This is a genomic window from Pseudomonas fluorescens, from assembly GCF_001708445.1.
In the GTDB taxonomy this organism is placed as follows: Bacteria; Pseudomonadota; Gammaproteobacteria; order Pseudomonadales; family Pseudomonadaceae; genus Aquipseudomonas; species Aquipseudomonas gorinensis.
In genome coordinates this window covers 925,405-951,272 of sequence record NZ_CP015637.1, presented here as the reverse complement: position 1 = coordinate 951,272, position 25,868 = coordinate 925,405, and the positions used below count along the sequence as shown (strand labels likewise).

The following is a 25,868-nucleotide window of genomic DNA, read 5'->3' as shown; positions in this document are numbered from 1 at the left end:
GCTACAGGGGCTTACTTCACCACTTTCAGACTCGGCCGACCGCTTGGACGCGGCGGCTCTGAATCCGGTGGTGGCACATCATCGCCGTCTTCGCTTTCGATCGTTTCATCGTCCTCGAAAGGGGATTCCAGATCAAAGACCATGCCTTGGCCATTTTCCCGGGCGTAAATCCCGAGGATGGCGCCGATCGGCACGAACAGCGTATGCGGCACGCCGCCGAAACGCCCTTCGAAGCTCACCGCTTCGTTGTCCATGTGCAGGTGGCGCACTGCACTGGGCGATACGTTCAACACAATCTGCCCATCACTGGCAAACCCCTGCGGTACCTGCACCGCAGGAAATTCGGAATTGACCAGCATGTGCGGGGTGCAATCGTTGTCCACAATCCACTCGTAGAGCGCGCGGACCAGGTAGGGTCGACTGGAGTTCATCAGCGGCTCCTTAAGCCTTAGCGCATATCGCGTTCGACACCAGACAGACTTGCCTGGAAAGCCTCACGCGCAAACTGGCGCTCCATGTAATCAAGCAACGGCTTGGCCGGCCGCGGCAGTTCAATACCGAGAATCGGCAAACGCCAGAGTATCGGTAATAGGCAGCAATCCACCAAGCTTTGTTCCTCGCTGAGGAAAAAAGGTTTGTCGGCGAACAACGGCGAAACACCGGTCAGGCTCTCGCGCAATTCCTTACGCGCCTGCACACGTGCCGCTTCTTTGCTGCGGGTATCCAGAATCACATCCACCAGCCCGCACCAGTCACGCTGGATCCGATGGATCAGCAGGCGGCTGTTGGCACGCGCCACCGGGTACACCGGCAGCAAAGGGGGATGCGGGTAACGCTCATCCAAGTATTCCATCACCACGGTTGACTCCCACAACGCCAGGTCGCGATCGACCAGGGTGGGCAAGCTGCCGTAAGGGTTCACTTCGATCAGTTTCGGCGGATGACGTCCCGCTTCCACACTGATGATCTCGGCGCTGACACCCTTCTCTGCGAGCACGATGCGTACTCGGTGGGAATAGTGGTCGGCGGGGTCGGAGTAACAGGCCAACCGGTTGGTCACGCCCATGGCGGTCCTCCTCGCTTGTTGAAATTATCGAAAGCTCAAAAACGAGCGCGCCCAGAGAGCGTCTCTGTAGTACCTGGAGTCCAGGTCGCTACGGTTCAGAGATGCCGCTGGGCGCGCAAGATTAACAGCAATTGCTTACGGTTGGATCAATGCACATCCTTCCAGTATTCGCGTTTGAGCAGATAGGCGAATACGAAGAAGAAGGCCAGGTAGAGCAAGACGTAAGTACCAATGCGCTGGTGCTGCAGTTTGACCGGGTTGGCCGAGTAGGCCAGGAAGGTCACCAGGTTCTTGACCTTCTCGTCGAACTGCTCGTCAGTCAGTGCACCGGGGGTATCTATCTTCAGCTGATCGCACGCTTCATGGGTCAAAGGCGTGCCGGTCAACGGATCGTATTGCTTCTTGCCGTCTTCAACGACCTGAACCTGCTTGCATCCTACCACTTGCTTGCCTTGCAGGCCGACCAGAACGTTAGGCATGCCGACGTTCGGGAACACTCGGTTGTTCACACCCCAAGGACGTGCCGGGTCTTCGTAGAAGGACTTCAGGTAGCCATAGAGCCAGTCGGTGCCGCGAACGCGCGCAACCAGGGTCAGGTCAGGCGGTGCAGCACCGAACCAGGTCTTGGCGTCAGCCGGCTGCATGCCGATGTTCATGTGGTCGCCGATCTTGGCGCCGGTGAACACCAGCTTGTCGAGCATTACCTCATGGGGAATGCCCAGGTCATCGGCCACGCGCTCATAGCGCTGGAACTTGGCGCTGTGGCAGCCCATGCAGTAGTTGGCGAACGTACGCGCGCCGTCCTGCAGGGCAGCCTTGTCAGACACGTCGATAGCGACTTTTTCCAGCTCCGGGCCATGCTCGGCAGCGAAGGACAGTAGCGGCAGCGCCGCAAGCATCAATGCAACGAATAACTTTTTCATCAGCCAGTCACCCTTTCCGGAACCGGTTTGGTCTTCTCGAGCCGGGTATAGAACGGCATCAGAATGAAGTAGGCGAAATACAGGAAGGTGCAGACCTGCGACAGCAGCGTACGCTCAGGAGTCGGCGCCAACACGCCCAGCACACCCAGGATCACGAACGCGATGCAGAACACCCACAGCCAGATCTTGCTCAGCCAGCCCTTGTAGCGCATGGACTTGACCGGGCTTCTGTCGAGCCACGGCAGCACGAACAGCACCGCAATGGCCGCGCCCATGGCGATCACGCCCATGAGCTTGTCGGGAATCGCCCGCAAGATCGCGTAGAACGGGGTGAAGTACCAGACCGGGGCAATGTGCTCAGGTGTCTTGAAGGCGTTGGCCTGTTCGAAGTTAGGTTTCTCGAGGAAATAACCACCCATCTCCGGGAAAAAGAACACGATCGAGCAGAACACGAACAGGAACACGACCACGCCGACGATATCTTTCACAGTGTAGTACGGGTGGAACGGGATGCCGTCCAGCGGGATGCCGTTCTCGTCCTTGTGCTTCTTGATGTCCACACCATCCGGGTTGTTCGAACCCACTTCGTGCAGCGCCAGGATATGCAGCACCACCAGGCCGAGAATCACGATCGGCAAGGCCACTACGTGCAAGGCGAAGAAGCGGTTCAGGGTGATGCCGGAGATCAGGTAGTCACCCCGGATCCACTGGGTCAGGTCGTTGCCGATCACTGGGATAGCACCGAACAGCGAGATGATCACCTGTGCGCCCCAGTACGACATCTGGCCCCACGGCAGCAGGTAGCCCATGAAGGCTTCAGCCATCAGCGCCAGGTAGATCAGCATGCCGAACACCCACACCAGCTCACGAGGCTTCTGGTACGAACCGTAGAGCAAGCCACGGAACATATGCAGGTAGACCACGATGAAGAACGCCGAGGCGCCCGTGGAGTGCAGCAGGCGCAGGATCGAGCCGTACTCGACGTCACGCATGATGTATTCGACGGAAGCAAACGCCTCTTCCGCCGAGGGGGTATAGCTCATCGTCAACCAGACACCGGTGACGATCTGGTTGACCAGCACCAGCAGTGCCAGGGAACCAAAGAAGTAGAAGAAGTTGAAGTTCTTCGGGGCGTAGTACTTGCTGAGATGGTCTTCCCACATTTTAGTGGCGGGGAAGCGTGCATCCACCCAATCCATGAACTTGCTCATCACGCGTTCTCCTTATCGAGACCAATGACAATGATGTCGTTAGATTCGTAGTTATGCGGAGGCACGGGCAGGTTCAAGGGAGCAGGCTGAGACTTGTAGACACGACCGGCCAAGTCGTAGTGAGAACCGTGGCACGGGCAGAAATAACCGCCAACCCAGTCCTTGCCCAGATCGACAGGGGCGACTTCCGGGCGGAAGGTTGGTGAGCAACCCAGGTGGGTACACAGACCGACCAGCAACAGAATCTCTGGCTTGATCGAACGTACTTCGTTTTTGGCGTAGGCGGGTTGGTCGGATTTCTCAGATTTGGGGTCAGACAACTGGCCTTCGATCTTTTTCAGATTTCCCAGGATTTCCTCTGTACGACGAACAATGAACACCGGCTGGCCGCGCCATTCAGCAATCATCTGCTGACCTGGTTCGATCTTGCTGATATTCACCTTCACCGGTGCACCTGCGGCTTTCGCCTTGGCACTGGGAAACCATGACCCCACGAACGGGACCGCAGCCCCCACCGCTCCTGCAGCACCCACCACGGATGTGGCTGCTACCAAGAAGCGACGCCGGCCTGCATTCACGCCGTCATTGCTCATTCAGTCCTCTCCCATCAGCTTTTTGGCCTGTTAAATCAGGCGTCTACTAAGTATTAAATCTGAACTTATAAAAATTTTGCCGAATGGTAATGAAAAGCCCCACCTCTGACAAGGGAATTACCCGGAGCTCCAGCTCCAGGCCTTGTAGTATAGGGGGTCTACGGATGTGGCAAGTTGTCACGCTGAAATTTGTGCATAAATCGCAGGTAATAAAAAACGCCCAGCTCCGTGAGGAGGCTGGGCGTTTTTGTGGAACGTAAAGCGAATTAACGCTTCGAGTACTGCGGACGCTTACGCGCTTTACGCAGACCGACTTTCTTACGTTCAACTTCACGGGCATCACGAGTCACGAAGCCAGCTTTGCGCAGAGCGCCACGCAGGGTTTCGTCGTACTGCATCAGAGCGCGAGTGATACCGTGGCGGATTGCGCCAGCTTGACCACTTACACCGCCACCGATAACAGTGACGTAGATGTCGAACTTTTCAACAGTCTCGGTCAATTCCAGCGGCTGACGAACTACCATGCGGGCAGTTTCGCGGCCGAAGAAGTTGTCCAGGGTGCGGTTGTTGATCGAGATGTTACCAGTGCCCGGACGCAGGAAAACGCGTGCGGTTGCGGTTTTGCGACGGCCAGTGCCGTAATTTTGAGTCGCCGACATAATGAACTATTCCGTTAAAACTTCAGTTCTTGGGGCTGCTGAGCAGCATGAGGGTGAGCAGCGCCCGCATAGACTTTCAGCTTGCGAAACATATCGCGACCCAGTGGGCCCTTCGGCAGCATGCCTTTAACCGCGATTTCAATCGGGGCCTCAGGCTTCTTAGCGATCAGGCCTTCGAAATTGGAAGACTTGATGCCGCCTGGGAAACCGGAGTGACGGTAGTACATTTTGTCTTGCGCTTTGTTGCCGGTAACACGTACCTGCTCAGCGTTGATGATCACGATGTAGTCACCGGTATCAACGTGAGGAGTGTACTCAGGCTTGTGCTTGCCACGCAGACGGCTGGCGACTTCAGTGGCCAGACGACCCAGAGTCTGACCAGCGGCGTCGACGACAAACCAGTCGCGCTGAACTGTTTCCGGTTTTGCAGTAAAAGTTGTCATTCTTTAATAGCCTCAGGGGCCGCCCTGTAAATTAGACGGCGGATCTTACTGAATAGTGCGTACTTTGACAAGTCAAAGGCAGCCGGATACAGACGCTATCGGGGGCTCGGGTCGGCGCGTCCGTTCAACGGCAAGATTCTTCGGCAGGCGGCGCATCACTTCCACTGCAGAAAGAGGTGGGCAATTATGCAGATTGCGAAAAAAAATTCAACCTGCTTTTATGATTGTTTTCCCTGAAGGAGTACCCGATGGATTATCGACAGCTGGGCCGGACCGATCTGAACGTGAGCGCGATAGCCTTGGGCACCATGACCTGGGGTGAGCAGAACAGCGAGGCAGAGGCCTTTGCACAGATCGAACGGGCCAAGGCCGCAGGGATCAACTTCCTCGACACCGCCGAAATGTACCCGGTGCCGCCCAAGGCCGATACCTACGCCACCACCGAGCGGTACATCGGTAATTACTTCAAGAGCCGCGGCGACCGTGCCGACTGGATCCTCGCCAGCAAGGTCGCCGGCCCCGGCAACACCATCGACTACATCCGCGGTGGCCACCTGCGCCATAACCGCAGGCACATCGTCGAAGCCCTGGATGCCAGCCTCAAGCGCCTGCAGACCGACTGGATCGACCTCTACCAATTGCACTGGCCAGAGCGCAGCACCAACTTCTTCGGCCAACTGAGCTACAAGCACAAGGACGAAGACGACCTGACGCCGCTGGAAGAGACCCTCGAAGCACTGGACGAACAAGTGAAGGCCGGCAAAATCCGTCACATCGGCCTGTCCAACGAAACCCCGTGGGGCACCATGAAGTTCCTGGCCCTGGCCGAAGCGCGCGGCTGGACCCGCGCGGTGTCGATCCAGAACCCCTACAACCTGCTTAACCGCAGCTTTGAAGTGGGCCTGGCGGAAATCGCCATTCGTGAACAATGCGGTCTGCTGGCCTATTCACCCCTGGCGTTCGGCATGCTCAGTGGCAAGTACGAAGGTGGCGCGCGCCCGGCAAAAGCGCGCCTGACGGAATACAGCCGCTTCAGCCGCTACTTCAATCCACAGTCGGAAGCGGCGTGCAGCCGTTATGTGGCACTGGCCCGCGAACACGGCCTGGACCCGGCGCAAATGGCCCTGGCCTTTGTGACGCAACAGCCGTTCGTGACCAGCAACATTATTGGCGCAACGTCGCTGGAGCAACTGGACAGCAACATCGCCAGCGCCGATCTGAAGCTGTCGAAGGACGTACTGGAAGGGATTGAGGCGATTCAGAAGGATCATCCGAATCCGGCGCCTTGATTGATCTGTAGAGCGCTATCGGGGGCAAGTCGAATCGTCGCACCGCCCCTCCCACATTGGAATGCATTCCAAGTGTGGGAGGGGCGGTGCGACGATTCGACTTGCCCCCGATGACGCATTCAAGACCCGCAAAAAATCAAAGCGCCCGCGCAATGATCTCTTTCATGATTTCATTGGTCCCGGCATAAATCCGCTGCACCCGCGCATCCGCCCAGGCCCGGGCAATCGGGTATTCCCACATGAACCCATAGCCACCGTGCAGTTGCACGCACTCGTCGAGCACCTTGCATTGCAGGTCCGTGGCCCAGTACTTGGCCATCGCCGCCGTCGGCACATCGAGCTTGCCCTCCAGGTGCAGCGCCATGCATTTGTCTACGAATACCCGGCCGATCTGAATCTCGGTGGCCATCTCCGCCAGCTTGAACCGGGTGTTCTGGAAGTCGGCAATCGCCTTGCCGAAGGCTTTGCGCTCTCGGGTGTAGTCAAGCGTCCATTGCAATGCCGCTTCGGCTGACGACAGCGCTCCAATCGCGACGGTCAAGCGTTCCTGGGGCAGCTCCTGCATCAAATAAGCGAAGCCCATGCCCGCCTGGCCCAGCAGGTTTTCCTTGGGCACCCGCACGTCCTGGAAGAACAACTCCGAGGTGTCCTGGGCCTTCATGCCGACTTTCTCCAGGCGCTTGCCCTTATCGAAGCCCGGTGTATCAGCCTCGACCACAAACAGGCTGGTGCCCTTGGCGCCGGCCTTGGGGTCGGTCTTGGCGACCACAATGACCAGATCGGCGAGAAAGCCATTGGTGATAAAGGTCTTGGAGCCGTTGATCACGTATTCATCACCGTCCAAAACGGCGCTGGTCTTGACCCCTTGCAGATCGGACCCGGCGCCCGGCTCGGTCATCGCGATGGCCGTGACCATCTCGCCGGAGATCAATTTGGGCAGGTATTTGTGCTTCAACGCCTCGCTGCCGTAATGCAGGATGTACGGCGCGACAATGTCCGAATGCAGGGAAAAACCGATACCGGTCAGCCCCAGGCGGCTGATCTCTTCGATCACCACCGCACTGTAGAGAAAGTCCGCGCCCAGGCCGCCGTATGCTTCCGGTAGATGGGAACACAGCATCCCCGCCTCCCCCGCCTTGCTCCACAGCTTGCGGTCGATATAACCCTGTTTCTCCCATTGCCCATGGAACGGCGCGGCGTCTTTTTCAAGGAAGGTGCGCACGCTCTGGCGGAAGAGTTCGTGTTCCGGGCTGAACAACGTTCTGGGGATCATGGAGTCACCTGCGTGGATTGTCGGACAAAGACGAACCACAGAGCCTATGCCGCGAAGGCGTCACGGGACACTGGACACATGCGACAAAAAATAAGACGATCCAGCCGTCTGGTGACCACTTTCCCCTATAAGAATAAATGAAATTATGTCTAACCAAATCTCCACGCCCCTGCGGCGCGTCAGCATTTTGGCCATTGATCGGGTGTTCGCTTCAACCCTCATGCAAGCCAAGGACTTCTTCCACCTCGCCAGCCTGCGTTACGGCAAGCAACAAGGCCTGGGCCTGACGCCAGGGTTTGAAACGCGCCTGGTCAGCCCCGATGGACAATCGGTGCGCAGCTTCAGTGATGTGATCATGCCGGTGGACGGCGGCCTCGAAGATGCCGACATCATCGTGCTGCCGGCCTTCTGGGATGACTTCGACACCCTGTGCACACGCTACCCGCAAGTGCTGCCGTGGCTGCGCGAACAACATACCCGTGGCGCCGTACTTTGCGGCGAGGCCACTGGAGTGTTCTGGCTGGCCGAGGCCGGTTTGCTCGATGGTAAGGAGGCGACCACCTACTGGCGGTTCTTCAATGCCTTCAGCGAACGCTTCCCCCAGGTCCAGCTCAACCAGGACAAGCACCTCACCGACGCCGACAACCTCTACTGCGCCGGCGGCACCACTTCGGCCTGCGACCTCTACATCTATTTGATCGAACGCTTCTGCGGCGCCAACATCGCCCAGGCCGTGGCCCGGGACATCCTCTACGAAGTACAGCGCAGCTATGCGCCGGGGCGTATCGGTTTCGGCGGGCAGAAACTGCACCAGGACGTGATCATCCTGCAGATCCAGCACTGGCTCGAAGAACACTTCGCCGATAAGTTCCGCTTCGAGGACGTCGCCCGGGAACACGGGATGAGCATCCGCAACTTCATGCGCCGCTTCCAGACCGCTACCGGCGACAAGCCGCTGCATTACCTGCAACGCCTGCGCATCGAGACCGCCAAGGGCTTGCTCTCGGGCAGCCGCAAGAGCATCAAGACCATCAGTTATGAGGTGGGTTACGACGACGCGAGTTTCTTTGCGCGGTTGTTCAGGCAGCACACCGAGCTGTCGCCGAACCAGTACCGCCAGCAGTTCCAACAGGCTGCGTAAGCAAATATGGGAGGGGGCTTGCTCCCGATAGCGGTGGATCAGTCAGTGCATCTGTTACTGAAAGACCGCTATCGGGGGCAAGCCCCCTCCCACATTTTTTACGGTGTCGGTCCTAGGGTTTGTGCGCCCGCGACAGGAACTCGTGAGACTGCATTTCCAGCAAGCGGCTCAAGGTGCGCTGGAATTCGAAGTTCAAGCGACCGCCGGTGTAGAGGTCCTTGAGCTCGACTTCCGCCGAGATGATCAACTTGACGTTACGGTCGTAGAACTCGTCGACCATGTTGATAAAGCGCCGCGCAATGTCGTCGGTGGTGACGCTCATCTGCTCCACGCCACTCAGGATCACCGCATGGAAGATCTTGCCCAGCTCGATGTAGTCGTTCTGGCTGCGCGGGCCGTCGCACAGCTCGCGGAAATCGAACCAGGCCACGTCATCACAGGTGCGCAGCGCAATGATTTCACGGTTTTCGATGATCAACTTATCGTTTTCCACCGCCTGGGTGCATTCCGGCGTGAGGGCTCGGAAGCTTTTGCGCAGGCTTTCGTGCGCCGCGTCGTTCAGCGGGAAGTGGAACAGCTCGGCTTGCTCAAGGTGCCGCAGGCGGTAGTCGACACCGCTGTCGACGTTGACGATATCGGTGTTCTGCTTGATCAGCGCAATGGCCGGCAGGAACCGCGCGCGTTGCAGACCGTCCTTGTACAAACCGTCGGGCACGATGTTCGACGTCGCGACCAAGGTCACGCCGTTCTTGAACAGTTCTTCCATCAGGGTGCCAAGGATCATGGCGTCGGTGATGTCGGAGACGAAGAACTCGTCGAAGCAGATCACCCGCGCTTCTTCGGAGAACCGCTTGGCGATGATGGTCAGCGGGTTTTTTTCGCCCGGCAGGGTTTTCATCTCTTCGTGCACGCGCTTCATGAAGCGGTGGAAGTGCGTCCGGACCTTTTCCTTGAACGGCAGCGCTTCGAAGAAGGTGTCCACCAGGTACGTCTTGCCCCGGCCCACGCCACCCCAGAAGTACAGGCCCTTGACCGGCGTGCGGTCTTTCTTGCCAAACAGCTTGCTGAGCATCCCAGGCTTGCTTTGCGAGGCCGCGACCAGGTCGTCATACAGGCGCTGCAAATGACGCACCGCCGTTTCCTGGGCAGCGTCGTGGAAGAACTCGGGGCGTTTCAGATCAGCTTGATATCGTTCTAGGGGCGTCATAATTTCGTTAGCAAGGCAACAAAAACGGGCCGTCACTGTAACGACGGCCCTGGATAATGGCAATCAACCCTTGGTCGGGTTAATCCTCGAGGGGGGTCAACGCGACGCGCAAGGCTTCGATGGCGGCATCACGCGCTGCGTCGTCGGCAAATGACGCGCTGTCGGCCACTGCGGCGCCGTCCAGCCATACGCTGAAACCCAGGGCTTCGGTGCGTATATCCAGCGCGTTACCGCTCTGCAGTTGTTTGGTCACCGCGCCGGCGGCCTTGCCGTCAGCAAAGTTGCGCGACAGCAGCAACTGCTCGCCATCAGCCGCCAGCAAGCGGAACCGGAAGCTGCCGTCGTCTTCACGGAAGCTGACGAAACGCGCGGCTTTCGCCGCTTTCTTCTTGGTGCTCACAGGTGCCGCGGCCTGGTTCACGAAAGAACGCAGGCCCACCGCCTCACGCAACTCGGCGAGGAACGGCGCGGCCACGGCGCGGGCTTTCTTGGCTCCCACCAGCAGCAGGTCTTCCATATCCGACGGTCGCGCCATCAACTGGTGATAGCGCTCGCGGGCTTCGCCCAACTGGCCGTCCAGCAGCTGGAACAGACGATTCTTCGCCTCGCCCCAGCCCAGGCCTTGCAGCAGTTCAGCGCGGAACGCTTCTTCCTGGGCCTTGCTGGCAAACGCCTGGTAGAGGGTGAACAAGTGAGAGTTGTCCGGGTCCTTGGCTTCGCCGGGCGCGCGGGAGTCGGTGACGATCCGCGAAATGGCGTCTTTCATGTCCTTGGCGCTGGTGAACAACGGGATGGTGTTGTCGTAGCTCTTCGACATCTTGCGGCCATCCAGGCCCGGCAACGTGGCGACGCTTTCCTCGATCAACGCCTCGGGCATGGTGAAGAACTCCTTGCCGTTGCCGAACAGGTGGTTGAAGCGCTGGCCGATGTCGCGCGCCATCTCCACGTGCTGGATCTGGTCGCGTCCCACCGGCACCTTGTGTGCATTGAACATCAGGATGTCCGCCGCCATCAGCACCGGGTAGCTGTACAGGCCCATGGTGATGCCCGCATCCGGGTCTTCGCCGGTTTCCACGTTCTTGTCCACCGACGCCTTGTAGGCATGGGCGCGATTGAGCAGGCCCTTGGCGGCAACGCAGGTCAGCAGCCAGGTCAACTCGGGGATTTCCGGGATGTCGGACTGGCGATAGAAAGTCACCCGGTCCACGTCCAGGCCACCGGCCAGCCAGGTCGCGGCGATTTCCATGCGCGAGCGCTGGATTCGCTGCGGGTCATCGCACTTGATCAGGGCGTGGTAGTCGGCCAGGAAGTAGAAGGAATCAGCATTGGCGTCCTGGCTGGCGAGGATCGCCGGGCGAATCGCACCGGCGTAGTTGCCCAGGTGCGGCGTGCCAGTGGTGGTGATGCCGGTGAGGATACGGGTACGAGTCGTCATGGGTAATCGCTTGTCAGACTGCTATCAATTCGAGAGGCGCGGCAGTACCAGATCCTTGAGATCGGTCAGCTTGCCATGAAAAAAGTGTCCGCATTCTGCCACTTTCAGCAGCTCATGGGGACGTTTCAGGGCGGCGGACCAATCGTAGACGGTCTGCGGGTCGACCACTTCGTCGGTTTCCGGCTGGATCAGGGTCAATGGGCAGCCTTGAGGCAACACGTCAGTATCACGCAAGCGCATCACTGCCGCGGCGACCATGAACAGGTGCGCGAGCTTTTCGCCCTTGGCTTCCAGGCGACCGCCCAGGCTGGCCGCCACATAACCACCGAAAGAAAACCCAAGCAAGGTGATCGGCAGGTCCGGGTGTTTTTCTCGCAGCCAGGCGGCGGCCGCTTCGGCATCATCGACTTCACCGGTGGCCATATCGTGCGTGCCGGCGCTGGCACCCACGCCACGGTAATTAAAACGCAAAGTAATCAAACCGGCATCGCGGGCAGTGCGTTGCAGGGTCGATACGACTTTATTGAGCATGGTCCCACCCTGTACCGGGTTAGGGTGGCAGATCAGCGCCAGGCCACGTGGCTCGGGGTGATCCAGGTACAAGGCTTCCAACTGGCCTACTGGGCCATCGATCAAAACGGGGGTTTCACGCATGAGCAAGGAATGAACTCCGTGACCTCTCAAGGGGTCGACTCGTCTAGCTAAAAGTCTGTGCATGGCATCATTGCGAGCTTAATCGCGGTATACAGCGCAGGTCCGAGCCGTTAACGTAAAGCAAAGCCGTTTATAGAGGAAGGACTCGTGGAACACTCGCTCTTAGTTTGGTTGTTGCCGACTCTTGCCCTGGTTGCCGGTGTCGCCATTGGATTCCTGGTTGCTCGCCTTCTGCCGAATGCCGCGCCTAACCGCACGCAGCGTCAGTTGGATGACATCCAGGAACGTTTTGACAGTTATCAGAACGAGGTTGTTACCCACTTCAACACCACCGCGACCCTGGTCAAGAAGCTCACCCAGAGCTACCAGGAAGTACAGGATCACCTCGCCGATGGCGCCAACCGCCTGGCACTCGACGACATCACCCGTCAGCGCCTGCTGGCCGCGCTGCATTCCGATGCACCGCAAACCCCACGGGAGCGCCTGACCCCGCCACGGGAAAACCAGGAGCCGCCACGGGACTACGCGCCAAAGACGCCGAACGCCCCAGGCATGCTGGATGAGCATTACGGCTTGAAGAAGTAAGCCTTTTCGAGCGCTGTAAAAAAGCCCGGCTGATCGATGATCAGCCGGGCTAATGAGATGGTCACCCCCACACCCTGCGAGGGCTACGCTTTCGCAGGGTGTTTTGTTTTTGGAGGCCATCATCATGAGCGAGTCAGCGCTGATCGGGATCGATCTCGGCAAACATAATTTCCACCTTCTGGGCCAAGACAAATCGGGCCGCGAGGTGTTTCGCAAAAAGCTCTCGCGAGCGCAGATGATGCGGTTCTTCGGCAACTTGCCGAGCTGCGTCGTGGTAACGGAAGCCTGTGCCGGCTCTCACTTCATCGCCCGTCAGCTTGCGGCGATGGGGCATACGACCAAGTTGATTTCACCGCAGTTTGTCCGCCCTTTCGTCAAGGGCAACAAAAATGACTTTATCGACGCAGAGGCCATTTGCGAGGCGGCTTCCCGTCCGTCCATGCGCTTCGTTACGCCTAAAACCGAGTCTCAGCAAACCCTGTCTGTCCTGCATCGCATGCGCGAGTCGTTGGTGCATGACCGCACCAAGACAGCCAATCAGATGCACGGTTTCCTGCTGGAATTTGGCATCAGCCTGCCCAAAGGCTCAGCCATCATGAAGCGTTTGGCAGCTGTTTTGGCCGAGCATGAGCTGCCTGTGCGGCTGACAGTGCTGTTGCAACGCCTGCACGATCACTTCGTTTACCTGGATGAACAGATCAAGGAACTGGACAAACAACTGGCTTGCCAGCTGGCCGACGATGATCTGGGGAGCCGTTTGCTTAGCATGCCGTGTGTCGGTCCGATCACCGCCAGCCTTCTGGCTGTAGAAATGGGCGATGGCAAGCAATACCGATGCAGTCGCGATTTTGCGGCTTCAGTGGGCTTGGTGCCGCGACAGTACAGCACGGGCGGCAAAGCCAATTTGTTGGGGATCAGCAAGCGGGGTGACAAGCACCTGCGGCAACTGCTGGTGCAATGCTCCAGGGTTTACATGCAGAGGCTGGATCATCAGAAGGGGGCTTTGGCCGACTGGGTGCGAGCGCTGCTGCGCCGACGACACTCGAATGTGGTGGCCTGTGCCCTGGCCAACAAACTGGCGCGTATCGCTTGGGCGATAGCGGCTCACCATGCGCAATATGAAGCAGGGCCAGACGCCTTGAACGCCTGACCCTGCGGTTGTTGCAGTACCACAATTCACCCTTCAGGTTTTGCGATAGCTGAACAACGGATGACGTGAACGGCCTACCGGCCTGGCGAAGATCCTGACATAAAAATCGGCTTCAGAAGCCGACGGGCTTTTAAGGATCGTCAGGCGCGACTCTCATCGTGGCGCTGGGGCAAGCCCCAAACAGACGCCGGATAGATTTAAGCAAGCCAACCACATCGCCCGTTAATCAGTATTGCAAAAATGGGGGGGTAGTGAAACGATGCATCGCCGATGGTAGTGTGGGGTTTCCCCATGTGAGAGTAGGTCATCGTCAAGATTAAATTCCGAAACCCCATTTGCGAAAGCAGATGGGGTTTTGTTTTGGGCGGTCGAAAAGCGCAGGCGCAAGCGTGCTCATGCAGCACGATAACGCTGACGCGCACCGTCGGGCACACCGCCTCCGGCTCCAATTCCTATACTTGCCCCCAATCGCCCGACAAATTTGCACAGTTATTTCTGAACCAGACCACTAGAATAGGCACCTAACCTTTTTTAGAGTCAGAGCCCTATCTATGCCCGACCCGGTTGATACCCTCAAGGTGTCGGATTTACCACTGGACGACCTGGTTGCATGTCATGAGTGCGACTTGCTGATGCGCAAACCAACGCTTGCCCTTGGCGAAAAGGCCCAATGCCCGCGTTGCGGATACGAGCTTTACGCTCACCGCCACAATGTCGTTGAGCGCAGCCTTGCCCTCGTGCTCGCCGCGCTGTTGCTGTACATCCCCGCGAACTTTTTACCCATCATGCAGCTCAATCTACTCGGGCAATCCTCTGAGGACACCGTGTGGAGTGGCGTTGTCGGTTTGTTCGATACCGGCATGCAAGGCGTTGCCGCCGTGGTGTTCCTGTGCAGCATGGGTATTCCCTTGCTCAAGCTGCTTTGCCAACTGGCAGTGTTGCTCAGCATTCGCTGGAAGATGGGCCGCAGTTACGGGCTGTTGCTGTACCGCATCTACCATCATATGAAGGACTGGGGGATGTTGGAGGTCTATTTGATGGGGGTGTTGGTAGCGATCGTAAAACTCGCAGATATGGCTTCTATCACAATCGGTCTGGGGCTAGCCTGCTTTGTCAGCCTATTAATGGTTCAGGTTCTGCTTGAGGTGGTGATGTCGCCGCACCAGATCTGGCAAGCACTGTCAGGAGAAGATGATCATGCGGGCGATTGATGCAGGCATTCTGATTTGTACCGAATGCCACGAACTGAACAAGCAAGAGCCGGATGCCGATGAGCAATCCTGCAGCCGTTGTGGTGCGCTGATCCATGCCCGCCGTCCCAACAGCCTCACGCGCACATGGGCATTGCTGATCACCGCGGCCATTTTATATATTCCCGCCAACCTGCTACCGATCATGACCATCAACTCCCTTGGCCAGGGTGATCCCAGTACCATCATGTCGGGTGTCATCCAACTGGTGCAGCACGGGATGTTCCCCATCGCCGCCGTGGTGTTCATTGCCAGTATTCTGGTGCCGACATTCAAGCTGGTGGGCATTGGTCTGCTACTGTTCTCGGTGCAGCGTCACCAACCGCTGTCCGCGCAACAACGCATCATCATGTACCGATTTATCGAATTCATTGGCCGCTGGTCCATGCTGGATATCTTCGTGATCGCCATCCTGGTGGCGGTTGTAAACTTTGGGCGGCTTGCCAGCGTCGAGGCCAACCTCGGCGCAGCAGCCTTCGCCAGTGTGGTGATCTTGACGATGCTTGCCGCAGTAACTTTTGATCCCCGACTGATTTGGGATAACACGGAGTCGGACGACGACCATGAGTGATTTGCCTAAAGCTAAAACCCGACCGGCCTCGAATTGGTCGGCAATTTGGGTCCTTCCCCTGATTGCGCTGATCATTGGTGGCTGGTTGGGATGGCGTGCCTATTCCCAGCAGGGCATTGAAATCCAAGTGCGTTTTGAAAGTGGCGAAGGCATCCAGGCCAACAAAACCGAAGTGGTCTACAAAGGTATGTCAGTGGGCAAGGTCAAGACCTTGGCCCTTGACGATGAGGGCAACAATCGCGGGGTGATTGCCACCATCGAGATGAACAAGGACGTCGAGCAATACCTCAAGACCAACACCCGCTTCTGGCTGGTCAAGCCCAGTGTCAGCCTCGCCGGTATCACCGGCCTGGAAACCTTGGTCTCAGGTAATTACATCGCTGCCAGCCCAGGCGACGGCGAACCCACACGCAAATTCAAGGCCCTCTCCGAAGAGCCTCCATTATCCGATGCCAAGCCCGGCCTGCACCTGACCATCAAGGCCGACCGTCTCGGATCGCTTAACCGTGGCAGCCCAGTGTTCTACAAACAGATCCAGGTCGGCCAGGTCAAAAGCTACCTGCTGTCCGAAGACCAGAGCACCGTTGAAATCAAGGTTTATATCGAACCAACCTACGCCAACCTGGTGCGCAAACACACGCGTTTCTGGAACGCCAGCGGCATCAGCATCGATGCCAACCTCTCTGGAGTGAAGGTGCGCAGCGAGTCCCTCGCCAGTATCGTTGCCGGCGGTATCGCCTTCGCCACGCCGGAGAACCGCAAGGACAGCCCCCCCACTGATCCGAGCCTGCCGTTCCGCCTGTACGAAGATTTCGACGCTGCCGCAGCCGGTATCAAGGTCAAGGTCAAACTTACCGACTTCGAAGGCTTGCAGGCCGGACGCACCCCGGTGATGTACAAAGGCATTCAGGTCGGCAGCCTGAAAACCCTGAAGATCGATCCAGACCTGTCCAGCGCCAATGCTGAGCTGACCCTTGACCCATTGGCCGAAGATTATCTGGTGCAGGACACCCAGTTCTGGGTGGTCAAACCGTCCATTTCCCTGGCCGGTATCACCGGGCTTGAAGCGTTGGTCAAAGGTAACTACATCGCCATCCGCCCTGGCGACAAAGGCAGTGCGCCACAGCGTGAATTTGTCGCCCGGGCCAAGGCCCCGCCATTGGACCTGCGTTCGCCAGGCCTGCACATGGTGCTGTTCACTGACAACCTTGGGTCCCTGGATGTAGGCAGCCCGATTCTCTACAAGCAGGTCAAGGTAGGTTCGGTGCAGAGCTATCAGTTCTCGCGCAAGAACAAACAGCTGGTGATCGGCGTCCACATCGAGAAGGAATACGCCAATCTGGTCAACGGTTCGACGCGCTTCTGGAATGCCAGCGGCGTAACCTTGACCGGCGGACTCACCGGCGGCATCCAAGTGAAAAGTGAATCCCTGGCCAGCTTGATGGCCGGTGGTATTGCGTTCGAAACGCCGGAACCGAACGTACCGCTGAAAAAGCGTATTCCACGTTTCCGCCTGTTCGCCGACCGTGAGGCCGCCAACCAGCATGGCACCCTGGTGACCATCAAGGTCGACCGCGCCGATGGGCTGCGTCCTGGCACGCCTGTTCGTTTCAAAGGGCTGGATGTGGGCAAGATCGAGAGCGTCGACTTGAGCGCCGATATGCAGTCGGTATTGCTCGGCGCGCGTATCACCCAAGTTGCGGACCGCATCGCGCGCGTCGGCAGTCAGTTCTGGGTGGTCAAGCCTGAACTGGGCCTGATGAAAACCTCCAACCTGGAAACCCTGGTCACTGGGCAGTACATCGAAGTACAGCCTGCGGTGAAAAACGCCGGGCCACAAAAGAGCTTTGTCGCCCTGGACCAACCCCCTGAAACCGCCCACCAGGAGGCGGGCCTGAGCCTGGTGCTCAGTGCCGCGCGCCGTGGTTCGTTGAAGGAAGGTGTGCCGGTCACCTACCGTGAAGTCACCGTGGGCAAAGTGACTGGATATGAGCTGGGTCAGACCGCCGACCGCGTACTGGTCCACATCCTGATCGAGCCCAAGTACGCTCCCCTGGTACGCAGCGGCAGCCGCTTCTGGAACTCCAGCGGCTTTGGTCTCGACTTTGGCCTGTTCAAGGGGGCGACGGTGCGGACGGAGTCCCTGGAGACGCTGGTCGCCGGCGGCATCGCCTTTGCCACGCCCGATGGCGAGCGCATGGGGAGTGCGGCGCGACCGCAGCAAACGTTCCCGCTGTTCGACAAGTTTGAAGACGAGTGGCTGACCTGGGCGCCTAAAATCCCACTCGGTAAATAGACCTGGGCGCCGTTATCGGGAGTAAGCCCCTCCCACATTTTGATTTGTGAGCGCATTCAACATGTGGGAGGGAGCTTGCTCCCGATGGGGCCTCAAAGACGACGTAAAACCCAGCCCAAAAAAAGGCCGCGATCGATCAGATCGCGGCCTTTTTGCATTTCAACGCCGAGCGTCAGACCTCATCCAACTCCGGCTCATCTGCCTGCACATTCACCGTGGCCTTCACCACATCGTGGCGGCGGATGTACTTCCAATCCGCCTCATCGATATAGATCCCGTTCGGTCCGCTGCCGCCCTCCAAGTCGATTGCGACCTGGGCTGAGACCTGCGGTTTCACACTGGCCAGGATCGGCACGAAGCCCAGTTGCAGGCTGGTCTCCAGCAATGCGGCCTGGTTCTTCTCGTCGATATCCGCGGCTTCATCGAGATAGTACGGCAGCCGTACGCGACCGGCCTGGTCGCGGTCCATCAAGTGCAGCAACAAATACATGTTGGTCAGCGCTTTGATTGTCATCGTGGTGCCGTTGGACGCGGCACCATCGATGTCGGTGTGGATCACCGGCTGACCATGCACCTTGGTGATCTCGAAGGCCAACTCGAACAAATCCTTGAGGCCCAACTGGTTATGGTTTGCCGCTACCAGGCGCGCCAGGTATTCCTTGGCCTCTTCGTTCTTGTTGTCCTGCTCGGCGCTCTGGCTGAGGTCGAACACCGACAGGGTTTCGCCTTCTTCATACTGACCGGCACTGTGGATGATCTGGTCGATATGCTTGAGGGCTTCCTTGTTGGGCGCCAGCACGATACGGAAGCTTTGCAGGTTGGACACCTGGCGCTTGTTGATCTCGCGGTTGAACAATGCCAACTGGTGCTCAAGGCTGTCATAGTCGCTGCGGATATTGCGCAGGGTCCGCGCGATATCGGTGACTGCCGCACGCCGTGCCTTGCCGAGGGTCAGTGCTTCATCGGTACGGTGCGCATAGGCGTTGATCAGCAGTTGCAGGCGACGCTCCACGTCATCCTCGCTGTCGAACTTGGCCACGCCCTTGAGGCGTACCTGGGCGTACAGCGCTTCGATCTGGCCATCAGCGCGCAGCAAGCCCTGCCAGCTGTCCTGATAGTCATTGAGCAGCGGCAACAGGTTGTCCATGGAGTCGTCGACCGGGTCCATGAACGGCGTGCCGAACGGCAAGTCCGCCGGCAGCAACTGACGACGGCGCAAGGCGTCATCCAGGGTGCGTTGCTTGGCTTCCATATCGCCGATCTGGCGACCGACCAGTTGCAGCTTGGCCGACAGTTGCTGGACACGTTCGGTGAACGCATCGCTGGAGCGCTTCAGTTCATCCTGGGCGGCTTCCATTTGCGCCAGCTGTTCCAGCTTCTCACCTTCTTCGGCGCTCAGGGTCTGCGCGCGGCGGAAGTCTTCGAGGGCTTTTTGTGCGTCCAGCACCTGCTGGTACAGCGCTTCAGTCTGGGTCTTGCTCGCGGCACGGTCAGAGGCCACGGCCTGCTGGGTCTTGAGCTGCTTGAGTTCTTTCTCCAGGCGTTCTTTCTGGTCACGCAATGCCGCGCGATCCGCCAGGGCCTGTAATGCCGGGGGCTCGATGTGCGAGATGTCGATGGACAGCCCCGGCACTTCGAAACGCTCGCCCTTGAAGCCATCCAGGATCAGTTCCAGGGATTTGACCCACTGGCCGTCCTCATCCAGCGTAATGCCATGCTCGCCCAACGGCAGGCTGAACAGAGAACTGTTGAACAAGCGCATCAGACGCTCGACATCCTGCTGTGAGAATTCTTCACGCAGTTTGGCGTAGCTATTGTTATCCGCGTGATCAAGCTGCTGCTTGACCGACTTCAAGCGTTTTTCCAGGTCGCGCAGACGCTCGTCCAAATCCTCGGCGCTGAACTGCCGTGACTGCGCCAGGGCGCCGGCCAGTTCATCGTGGGCATCCTTGGCCGCCAACAGCTGTTGTTCCAGCACCTTGACGTCATCGACCAGGGCAAATCGATGCTTGAGCACCGACAGCTCGCCCAGCCAACGCTGGATACCGCTGATTTCCCGCTCCAGGCGCATCAGCTCCTGGGTGCCGCCGCGCTGGTCGTTTTGCAACGCGTCCTGCTCGTTGCGGTAGTGCTCGGCCTGGATGGTCAGCTCTTCCTTGCGCGCACTGGCGTAGTCCGACCAGGTGCCCAGCAGCGAGTCCAGCAGCGGCGACAGGCGATGCAATTTGCCACGCAGGATGTCGCGCTGTTTCACACCATTGGCCAGTGCTTCAACCAGCGGTCCTGCGGCGACCAGGGAGTTGTAGTCCTGCTCCATGCGTCGCACGTCGCGGAAGGCTTCTTCACACGCGGCGATGTAATCGACACTGCCGGAGCGCAGGCTGTGCTCGAACGCATCGAGGAACAATTGCTTGAGCTTGGCCGCGGTGATTTCGCGCATGTGCAGCAGGTTGATAAACAGTGCGCGGAAGGTCTTCAGGCTCTGTTCGCTGGTGGAACGCAGCGGGATCAGGGTCAGGTCCAGCGGGATCGACGTGTGGCCGCCCACCAGCAAACGGCGTAGTTCATCGGGCTTGAGCTCGTAGGCTTTCAGGCCCTCGCGCTCCAGGTTGGTGAACAGTTCTTTCTGACGCAGGCAGGTGTCGTTTTTCTGGTAGTGGGCCAGGTCCAGCTTGCCGGCGTAGGCGAAGAACTGGTGACCAAAGCCGCCTCCCGGGCCGCGACCGACCACGCCGATCACATGCGGGCCGTGGGGCAGGGAGACCTCTACGAGGATGTAGCTGGTGTCGGTGGCAAAGTAGAAGCGCCGCGATTGTTCCAGGGTGTACTTGCCGAAACTCATGTCCGACATGCGCGCCAGGATCGGGAACTGCAAGGCGTTGATCGACGCGGATTTACCCAGGTTGTTCGCGCCATACACCGACAGAGGCTCTTCCAGCGGGAACAGGCCCAGGCTGTAGCCGGCGGTGTTCAATAGGGCGAAGCGGCGGATGCCGTAGCGTTCCTTGCTCATGCGTCGGTCTCCTGTTCTTCGGCAATGGCGCGGGCCAGGGCGTCTTCTTCGCTTTCGTCGTCAAAATCACTCAAGTCCAACGGGTCATCGGTCTTCAGCAGTTTTTCATCGCTGTCTTCGTCGATGATCACCGGTGCAGGCAACGGCAACACGCTGTGCACGCTGGCCGCCAGGTCGCGGTCCTGCTGCACCGACAGGCACACATCGAGGAAGCGGTGCATCGGCGGCAGGAAGCGATAAATACCGTTGTCTTCGCTGGCAAAACCCAATTGGGTCATGCGGCGCATGATTTTTTCTTCGAGTTCTTCCTGGGTCTGCACTTCGGCCTGGATAAACAGGTCGCGGTACTTTTCCAACAACGAGGGCAGTTCGTCGCGGCCCAGGCTGCCACCGTCGAGCACGGCAATCGGGTCGCGGCCCTGGTCGGCCAAATGCTCGACGATGATGAAGGTGAACAACGCCAGGCGTTGGGCGGTCTTGTTCACCTGCGCGCTGGCAATGGCGGAGTCGGGTACGAAGTAGTAGAAGCCCCGGGTATCGCACACCAGCTCAAAGCCAAGGGCCTTGAACAGCGTACGGTACTGATCCTGGAAATTCGACAGTTGCGCGTACAGCTCCGGGTCGCGGCGGCTGACGTGGTAACCCTTGAACAGCTCGCGAAAAATCGGCGCCAGCTGGGACAGTTCGGATAGATCAAGATGCATAAGGAGTGCTCGCAGAATGCTCGGCCGCGTCAGGGCTGGCCGGGAGCAGGGCGAATGAGCGCAGGCTGACCTGGTGCTCGTGTGTGTGGTAATCGCGGCGTTCCAGACGCTCGCGCTTGAAGCGTTTTTCGCGGGACAGGCGTGAGAACCAATACAGCAATTCGTCGGTGGCGCCGTCCGGCTCCTGTTCCAGCAGCCAGGTCATCAGGTCCGGCATCGGCAGCGCGTCTTCGCAGCGTTCGAGCATTTCCTTGACCGTGCGCGGTGCGCGCTGGGCTTCGCCTTTATGGGACTTGTGCGCCTTGGGGAAACGCGCCGGTTTCGGCTCGAAGTTCGCCAGGGCGTATACATAGGCCTCAACCTGACTCGCGCTGCCAAGGAAGGTGCTTTGCGGCCGGGTAAACATCGGCATCGCGGCCTGCGGCACGGCATCCAGGCCTTTGCGGCGGATGGCCGATAGCGCGAGTGCTGCGCCACGGGTCACGGCGTTGTGCCGACGTGCTTCTTCACGCAGTGGCAACAGCAGTTCCCGTGCGTGACGCAAGGTCAGTTGGGCGCTGGTCTGCATCTCGAGAATGCGCGCGTGGGTACGCAGCAGCATGTCGTCGTCCACCAGGTGGCCGAGGCGCTGTTGCTCGGTGAGCATGCGCAGCAGCACATTCTCCACCTTGCGCACGCCTTGCTCGAAGGCGCCGTCGGCGTTCACCAGTTGGATCATCGGTTCGACGTATTCATCCCAGGTCGCCAGGACTTCGGCATAACGCTGGCGCAACGGGATCTGCCGGTCGCTGGTCTTGGCGCGGTCGGCCACGGCAGCGAGGGCCTGTTCGTCGTTGGCGAGTTTTTTCAGTACGTCGCGCACACGCATGTCCAGCAGGCGCAGTTGCCGCGCCAGGTCGTGGCCATCACGGATGTCGAAGGCGTCCTGGATATAACCGGCCAAGCGCTCGAGGTGGCGCAGGTAAGCTTCGATTTCCAGGCACAGGCCAAGCCGGTGCTCCTTGCGAAGATAGGCGAGGAAGTCGTGGATCTGTGCATTGAGCTCGAAACGGTTCGGGCTCTTGGCGACAGGTACCAGGATATCCAGGCGAATCCACACGTCCAGCAGGCTGGTGATGTCCTGGGGCGTGCTGTCCAATTGTTGGGCGGCCAGTTGTGCGCGCAACTCGCCCAGGCTCAGCGTGCCTTGGTCGAAGTGTTCGCACAGTGGCTCAAGTAGGGCCCAGTGTTCGGCGAGGGCGCGCAGGACGCGCTTGGGTTCGATCATGGGAATGGCCGGCTGGTTGGCGATTAAAAGTCGCGATTGTACTGCATCAGGCGCGGGATTTATCCACAGCCGGTCAGTGCGCAGTGGGCGATTGTTACCGAACAGCGGTAGAATCCCCGTTCTTTACTTATCCACAAGTGGCCGAGCTGTGCTTATCGAGTCCCGACGTCGCGCTTACTTGACCGCCATGCAGGTGGTCAACTGGCTGCCCCGCACCGAACTGCCGTTTGCCGCCCCGTCGCGGCCCGAGTTGTTGCAGGCGCTCGAGCCCTATGAGGCGTTCGAGACCTCCGGGGAAGAAGCCGCTGCGCCCGTGGCGGTGGTCAAGCCAGAGCCGCCTGTGCGGCCGGTGGTGGAGCGCGCCAAGGTCGAGGTGCCACGTCCGTCGCCGATGGCCAAGCCGGTAGTCGCTGAAGAAGCGGCCCCCGTGGTCAAGGCGCCGGTCGTCCCGCCACCGCGTTTTGCCCTGCAATTGCTACGGGCCGGACGTTGCCTGTTGCTGGTGGAACTGCCTACCGGCGAGCGCTTCCAGACCCGTGACCCGGCCTACATGCTGCTCAAGGACATGCTGCGCGCCGCCGGCCTGCCCGACAGTCCGCAAATTGTCGGCGACCCCGTGCGTTGGCCGCTGCTGGTGCGCGGCACGATGGACCAGGGCCCGGAAGCCGCGCGGGATTTTGTCCAAGGTTTTGTCTCGGCGCGTTTGGAAGACGAACCCTGCGTGTGCCTCTGGCTGATCGGCCTGCCTGCCGTGCGCTTTGCCGGTGAGGCCAATGCCGAGGCGTGGTACCGCGAGCTGCAGGTCGAAGGCCTGGGCTCGGTATGGGCCCTGCCGGGCCTGGAATTATTAATGGAAGAGCCACAGCGTAAGGCTGATGTCTGGCAAGCCATGCGCCGGCTGATGGCGCGCTGGAAAACAACCGATGAGTGAGGCTTTATCCTTCCGCCCGATGACCGAGGCAGACCTCGACGCCGTGCTGAAAATCGAATACGCGGCATTCAGCCATCCCTGGACCCGCGGGATCTTTCTCGACGGGCTGGGTAAATACCAGATCTGGTTGATGTTTGAAGGCGAGCAGCAAGTGGGCCACGGCGTGGTGCAGATCATCCTCGACGAGGCGCATTTGCTGAACATTACCGTTAAGCCGGAAAACCAGGGCCGTGGCCTGGGCCTGGCGCTGCTGGAGCACCTGATGTCTCGCGCCTATGCGGCCAACGCGCGGGAATGTTTCCTCGAAGTGCGTGACAGCAACACCGGCGCGTTCCGGCTGTACGAGCGCTATGGCTTCAATGAAATCGGCCGTCGGCGCGATTACTACCCGGCCGTCGGTGGGCGCGAAGATGCGGTCGTCATGGCCTGCACCCTGGTCGACTAAATACATAGCCCAATGTGGGAGGGGGCTTGCCCCCGATAGCAGTGGACCAGCCAGCTCATCGAGTGACTGACACACCGCCATCGGGGTGCAAGCCCCCTCCCACATCTAGGACGACGTTTTGTCAGCGGTTACCGTCTACCGGATCGATATCCGCCAGTTCGGCCTCATCCAGGCCGTTACCACCGCCAATTTCATCTTCGTTCACGATACTCAAATCGTAATCCGCCGGATTATCTTCGCCTTCCTCCCTGGCATCCCGCGCGCCATCCTCATGGATCAAGTTTTCCGGGGTCAAATCATCACCGGTCTGCGCGGAGGGTGCGTCCTCGTCAAAGTCCAGCTCGCGCATCGAGCCCATGCGATCTTCGTTGTCATCAATCGGTTCGGGCTGGGTAGCACCGTAGGGACGTCGTGATTCAGTCATGGCCAATCCTCATACTGTGGGGCTTATAGTGTGTGGACAGGCACTGCGCCCCAAAGATTCAAGCTGATTCATGTTTGTTATTCACCGGCAGGGCGTGACCCGGACGACGGGTTGTCAGTCACAAAACTGCGCATCATTCCTGAGGCTTTCCCTGATGAACGAACTACAAGACCTGCTTGATAACAACGAACGCTGGGCGGATGCGATCAAACAGGAAGATCCCGAATTCTTCGCCAAGCTCGCTCGCCAGCAGACCCCGGAATACCTGTGGATCGGCTGTTCTGACGCCCGAGTGCCGGCCAACGAGATCGTTGGCATGCTGCCGGGTGATCTATTCGTGCACCGCAACGTGGCCAACGTGGTGCTGCACACTGACCTCAATTGCCTGTCGGTGATCCAGTACGCGGTCGATGTACTCAAGGTCAAACACATCCTCGTCACTGGCCACTATGGCTGTGGCGGCGTGCGTGCATCGATGCAGGACCGCCAGTTCGGCCTGATCGACGGCTGGCTGCGCACCATTCGCGACCTGTACTACGAAAACCGTGACCTGCTGGCCCAGTTGCCGACTGAAGAAGAGCGCGTCGATCGCCTGTGCGAGTTGAACGTGATCCAGCAAGTGGCCAACGTCGGCCATACCAGCATTGTGCAAAACGCCTGGCACCGTGGGCAGAGCCTGTCGATCCATGGTTGCATCTATGGCATCAAGGATGGCCGCTGGAAGAGCCTGAACACCACCATCAGTGGCTTTGAGCAACTGCCGCCGCAATATCGCCTGCGCCCGTTGGGCGAAGCCTAACGGTATTCGGGGCCGCGCTTGCTCTCCAGCACGCGCAGCCCCTCGGCGTTTATCTGTTCCTCTCGGCCTTTGATCCAGCCCCGGCAGTTGGGCGCGCCACAGTGGCAGGCAAATTGATGGGGCAAGATGTCGCCGCTGTCGGCGTAATCGATGGTCAGCCAGCTTCCGACGGCAATCGGCACCACGGCCCATAGCTCCAGATAGTGGGTGTCGAAATAGACATTCGGGCTGCAAGAGTGACGCAGCAGGCCGCAGAACCATCGGTCGTACAGATGAATACGCGATGAGATCTGGAAGGTGTGCTGGCGCCGCTCGCTGAGGGCGTAGCCCGACACCTTGGCAATGCGCGTTCGGCTGTCAAAGGCGACACGGGCCTTGATCCCCGTGGGGTCGCCGTTTCGGTTGCGCACCACTTGAAACTGGCGGGTTGAGGGGTAGCCGCGCTCGAACAGCGATGTCGCAAAGGGATAGAGGCAGTCAGTCGCAACAGTTTTAGCCTTATCCATGGCTTGAGTCTTCATAACTCTCCTTGGTAGGGC

26 protein-coding genes are annotated in these 25,868 nt (G+C 59.2%); 10 read left to right on the top strand and 16 right to left on the bottom strand.

The window, feature by feature from the left end:
* Positions 1-11: 11 nt before the first annotated feature.
* From A7317_RS04155 to rplM, 7 genes are all read right to left on the bottom strand, one after another.
* A complete protein-coding gene (locus A7317_RS04155; RefSeq protein ID WP_024073432.1) occupies positions 12-431 on the bottom strand; it encodes a ClpXP protease specificity-enhancing factor in 420 nt (139 codons plus the stop codon).
* A gap of 17 nt (positions 432-448) precedes the next feature.
* Entirely contained in the window at positions 449-1,066 is a 618-nt protein-coding gene (locus A7317_RS04150) for a glutathione S-transferase N-terminal domain-containing protein (RefSeq protein ID WP_024073431.1), read from the bottom strand.
* Positions 1,067-1,212: 146 nt separating this feature from the next.
* On the bottom strand, positions 1,213-1,989 hold the full coding sequence (locus tag A7317_RS04145; protein WP_024073430.1) for a cytochrome c1: 777 nt from the start codon (positions 1,987-1,989) through the stop codon (positions 1,213-1,215).
* A complete protein-coding gene (locus A7317_RS04140; protein WP_003171746.1) occupies positions 1,989-3,200 on the bottom strand; it encodes a cytochrome b in 1,212 nt (403 codons plus the stop codon). The genes A7317_RS04145 and A7317_RS04140 overlap by 1 nt, the downstream gene beginning before the upstream one ends.
* Complete coding sequence (gene petA / locus A7317_RS04135; RefSeq protein WP_024073429.1) at positions 3,200-3,793, bottom strand: ubiquinol-cytochrome c reductase iron-sulfur subunit; 594 nt, start codon at positions 3,791-3,793, stop codon at positions 3,200-3,202. The genes A7317_RS04140 and petA overlap by 1 nt, the downstream gene beginning before the upstream one ends.
* A 266-nt stretch (positions 3,794-4,059) precedes the next feature.
* Positions 4,060-4,452: a 30S ribosomal protein S9 gene (gene rpsI / locus A7317_RS04130; protein ID WP_003171743.1), complete on the bottom strand. Its 393-nt coding sequence runs from the start codon at positions 4,450-4,452 to the stop codon at positions 4,060-4,062.
* Between the two features lie 14 nt (positions 4,453-4,466).
* Positions 4,467-4,895 (bottom strand): 50S ribosomal protein L13, encoded by a 429-nt coding sequence (gene rplM / locus A7317_RS04125; RefSeq protein ID WP_010568039.1) that lies wholly within the window; start codon positions 4,893-4,895, stop codon positions 4,467-4,469.
* Between the two features lie 248 nt (positions 4,896-5,143).
* On the opposite strand from rplM, the gene A7317_RS04120 reads away from it, so the two are divergent.
* Positions 5,144-6,184 (top strand): NADP(H)-dependent aldo-keto reductase, encoded by a 1,041-nt coding sequence (locus tag A7317_RS04120; RefSeq protein WP_024073428.1) that lies wholly within the window; start codon positions 5,144-5,146, stop codon positions 6,182-6,184.
* A gap of 136 nt (positions 6,185-6,320) precedes the next feature.
* Here A7317_RS04120 and A7317_RS04115 read toward each other — a convergent pair whose 3' ends face one another.
* Positions 6,321-7,457, bottom strand: a complete 1,137-nt coding sequence (locus tag A7317_RS04115) for an acyl-CoA dehydrogenase family protein (RefSeq protein ID WP_024073427.1) — start codon at positions 7,455-7,457, stop codon at positions 6,321-6,323.
* A gap of 220 nt (positions 7,458-7,677) precedes the next feature.
* Between A7317_RS04115 and A7317_RS04110 the strand changes: the two genes are divergently transcribed.
* Entirely contained in the window at positions 7,678-8,598 is a 921-nt protein-coding gene (locus A7317_RS04110; RefSeq protein WP_172831371.1) for a GlxA family transcriptional regulator, read from the top strand.
* A gap of 112 nt (positions 8,599-8,710) precedes the next feature.
* Here the strand turns inward: A7317_RS04110 and zapE are convergent, their stop codons facing one another.
* The 3 genes from zapE to A7317_RS04095 all read right to left on the bottom strand — a co-directional run bounded on the left by zapE (position 8,711) and on the right by A7317_RS04095 (position 11,894).
* Entirely contained in the window at positions 8,711-9,805 is a 1,095-nt protein-coding gene (gene zapE, locus A7317_RS04105; protein ID WP_024073425.1) for a cell division protein ZapE, read from the bottom strand.
* A gap of 79 nt (positions 9,806-9,884) precedes the next feature.
* The gene (locus A7317_RS04100; protein WP_069075249.1) at positions 9,885-11,240 is read right to left on the bottom strand and encodes a tryptophan--tRNA ligase; all 1,356 of its coding nucleotides are present in this window, start codon (positions 11,238-11,240) and stop codon (positions 9,885-9,887) included.
* Positions 11,241-11,264: 24 nt separating this feature from the next.
* Positions 11,265-11,894, bottom strand: a complete 630-nt coding sequence (locus A7317_RS04095; RefSeq protein WP_069075248.1) for an alpha/beta hydrolase — start codon at positions 11,892-11,894, stop codon at positions 11,265-11,267.
* 147 nt (positions 11,895-12,041) lie between these two features.
* Between A7317_RS04095 and A7317_RS04090 the strand changes: the two genes are divergently transcribed.
* The 5 genes from A7317_RS04090 to A7317_RS04070 all read left to right on the top strand — a co-directional run bounded on the left by A7317_RS04090 (position 12,042) and on the right by A7317_RS04070 (position 17,746).
* Positions 12,042-12,479, top strand: a complete 438-nt coding sequence (locus tag A7317_RS04090) for a YhcB family protein (RefSeq protein ID WP_010568046.1) — start codon at positions 12,042-12,044, stop codon at positions 12,477-12,479.
* A 124-nt stretch (positions 12,480-12,603) separates the two neighbouring features.
* Entirely contained in the window at positions 12,604-13,629 is a 1,026-nt protein-coding gene (locus A7317_RS04085; protein ID WP_024074122.1) for an IS110 family transposase, read from the top strand.
* A gap of 551 nt (positions 13,630-14,180) precedes the next feature.
* Entirely contained in the window at positions 14,181-14,840 is a 660-nt protein-coding gene (locus A7317_RS04080; RefSeq protein WP_069075247.1) for a paraquat-inducible protein A, read from the top strand.
* Positions 14,827-15,450, top strand: a complete 624-nt coding sequence (locus tag A7317_RS04075) for a paraquat-inducible protein A (protein ID WP_024073211.1) — start codon at positions 14,827-14,829, stop codon at positions 15,448-15,450. Before A7317_RS04080 ends, A7317_RS04075 begins: the two co-directional genes overlap by 14 nt.
* Entirely contained in the window at positions 15,443-17,746 is a 2,304-nt protein-coding gene (locus A7317_RS04070) for a PqiB family protein (protein ID WP_069075246.1), read from the top strand. The genes A7317_RS04075 and A7317_RS04070 overlap by 8 nt, the downstream gene beginning before the upstream one ends.
* Before the next feature lie 172 nt (positions 17,747-17,918).
* On the opposite strand, the gene mksF is transcribed toward A7317_RS04070, so the two are convergent.
* Genes mksF through mksB form a run of 3 tightly spaced genes read right to left on the bottom strand, consistent with a single transcriptional unit; the run spans position 17,919 to position 22,730 of the window.
* A complete protein-coding gene (mksF, locus tag A7317_RS04065) occupies positions 17,919-20,759 on the bottom strand; it encodes an Mks condensin complex protein MksF (protein WP_024073213.1) in 2,841 nt (946 codons plus the stop codon).
* Positions 20,756-21,463, bottom strand: a complete 708-nt coding sequence (mksE, locus tag A7317_RS04060) for an Mks condensin complex protein MksE (protein WP_024073214.1) — start codon at positions 21,461-21,463, stop codon at positions 20,756-20,758. The genes mksF and mksE overlap by 4 nt, the downstream gene beginning before the upstream one ends.
* On the bottom strand, positions 21,453-22,730 hold the full coding sequence (gene mksB / locus A7317_RS04055) for an Mks condensin complex protein MksB (RefSeq protein WP_069075245.1): 1,278 nt from the start codon (positions 22,728-22,730) through the stop codon (positions 21,453-21,455). Before mksB ends, mksE begins: the two co-directional genes overlap by 11 nt.
* 187 nt (positions 22,731-22,917) lie before the next feature.
* Here mksB and A7317_RS04050 point away from each other — a divergent pair, with 187 nt between their 5' ends.
* On the top strand, positions 22,918-23,661 hold the full coding sequence (locus A7317_RS04050) for a hypothetical protein (protein WP_051448866.1): 744 nt from the start codon (positions 22,918-22,920) through the stop codon (positions 23,659-23,661).
* The gene (rimI, locus tag A7317_RS04045; RefSeq protein WP_003188286.1) at positions 23,654-24,106 is read left to right on the top strand and encodes a ribosomal protein S18-alanine N-acetyltransferase; all 453 of its coding nucleotides are present in this window, start codon (positions 23,654-23,656) and stop codon (positions 24,104-24,106) included. Before A7317_RS04050 ends, rimI begins: the two co-directional genes overlap by 8 nt.
* A 121-nt stretch (positions 24,107-24,227) precedes the next feature.
* On the opposite strand, the gene A7317_RS04040 is transcribed toward rimI, so the two are convergent.
* Positions 24,228-24,530: a hypothetical protein gene (locus tag A7317_RS04040; RefSeq protein ID WP_024073217.1), complete on the bottom strand. Its 303-nt coding sequence runs from the start codon at positions 24,528-24,530 to the stop codon at positions 24,228-24,230.
* 154 nt (positions 24,531-24,684) lie between these two features.
* Between A7317_RS04040 and can the strand changes: the two genes are divergently transcribed.
* Positions 24,685-25,329, top strand: coding sequence for a carbonate dehydratase (can, locus tag A7317_RS04035; RefSeq protein ID WP_010213394.1), 645 nt, complete (start codon positions 24,685-24,687; stop codon positions 25,327-25,329).
* Here can and A7317_RS04030 read toward each other — a convergent pair.
* Positions 25,326-25,850, bottom strand: coding sequence for a hypothetical protein (locus tag A7317_RS04030; RefSeq protein ID WP_024073218.1), 525 nt, complete (start codon positions 25,848-25,850; stop codon positions 25,326-25,328). The two genes, can and A7317_RS04030, sit on opposite strands and share 4 nt — an antisense overlap.
* Between the last annotated feature and the right edge of the window lie 18 nt (positions 25,851-25,868).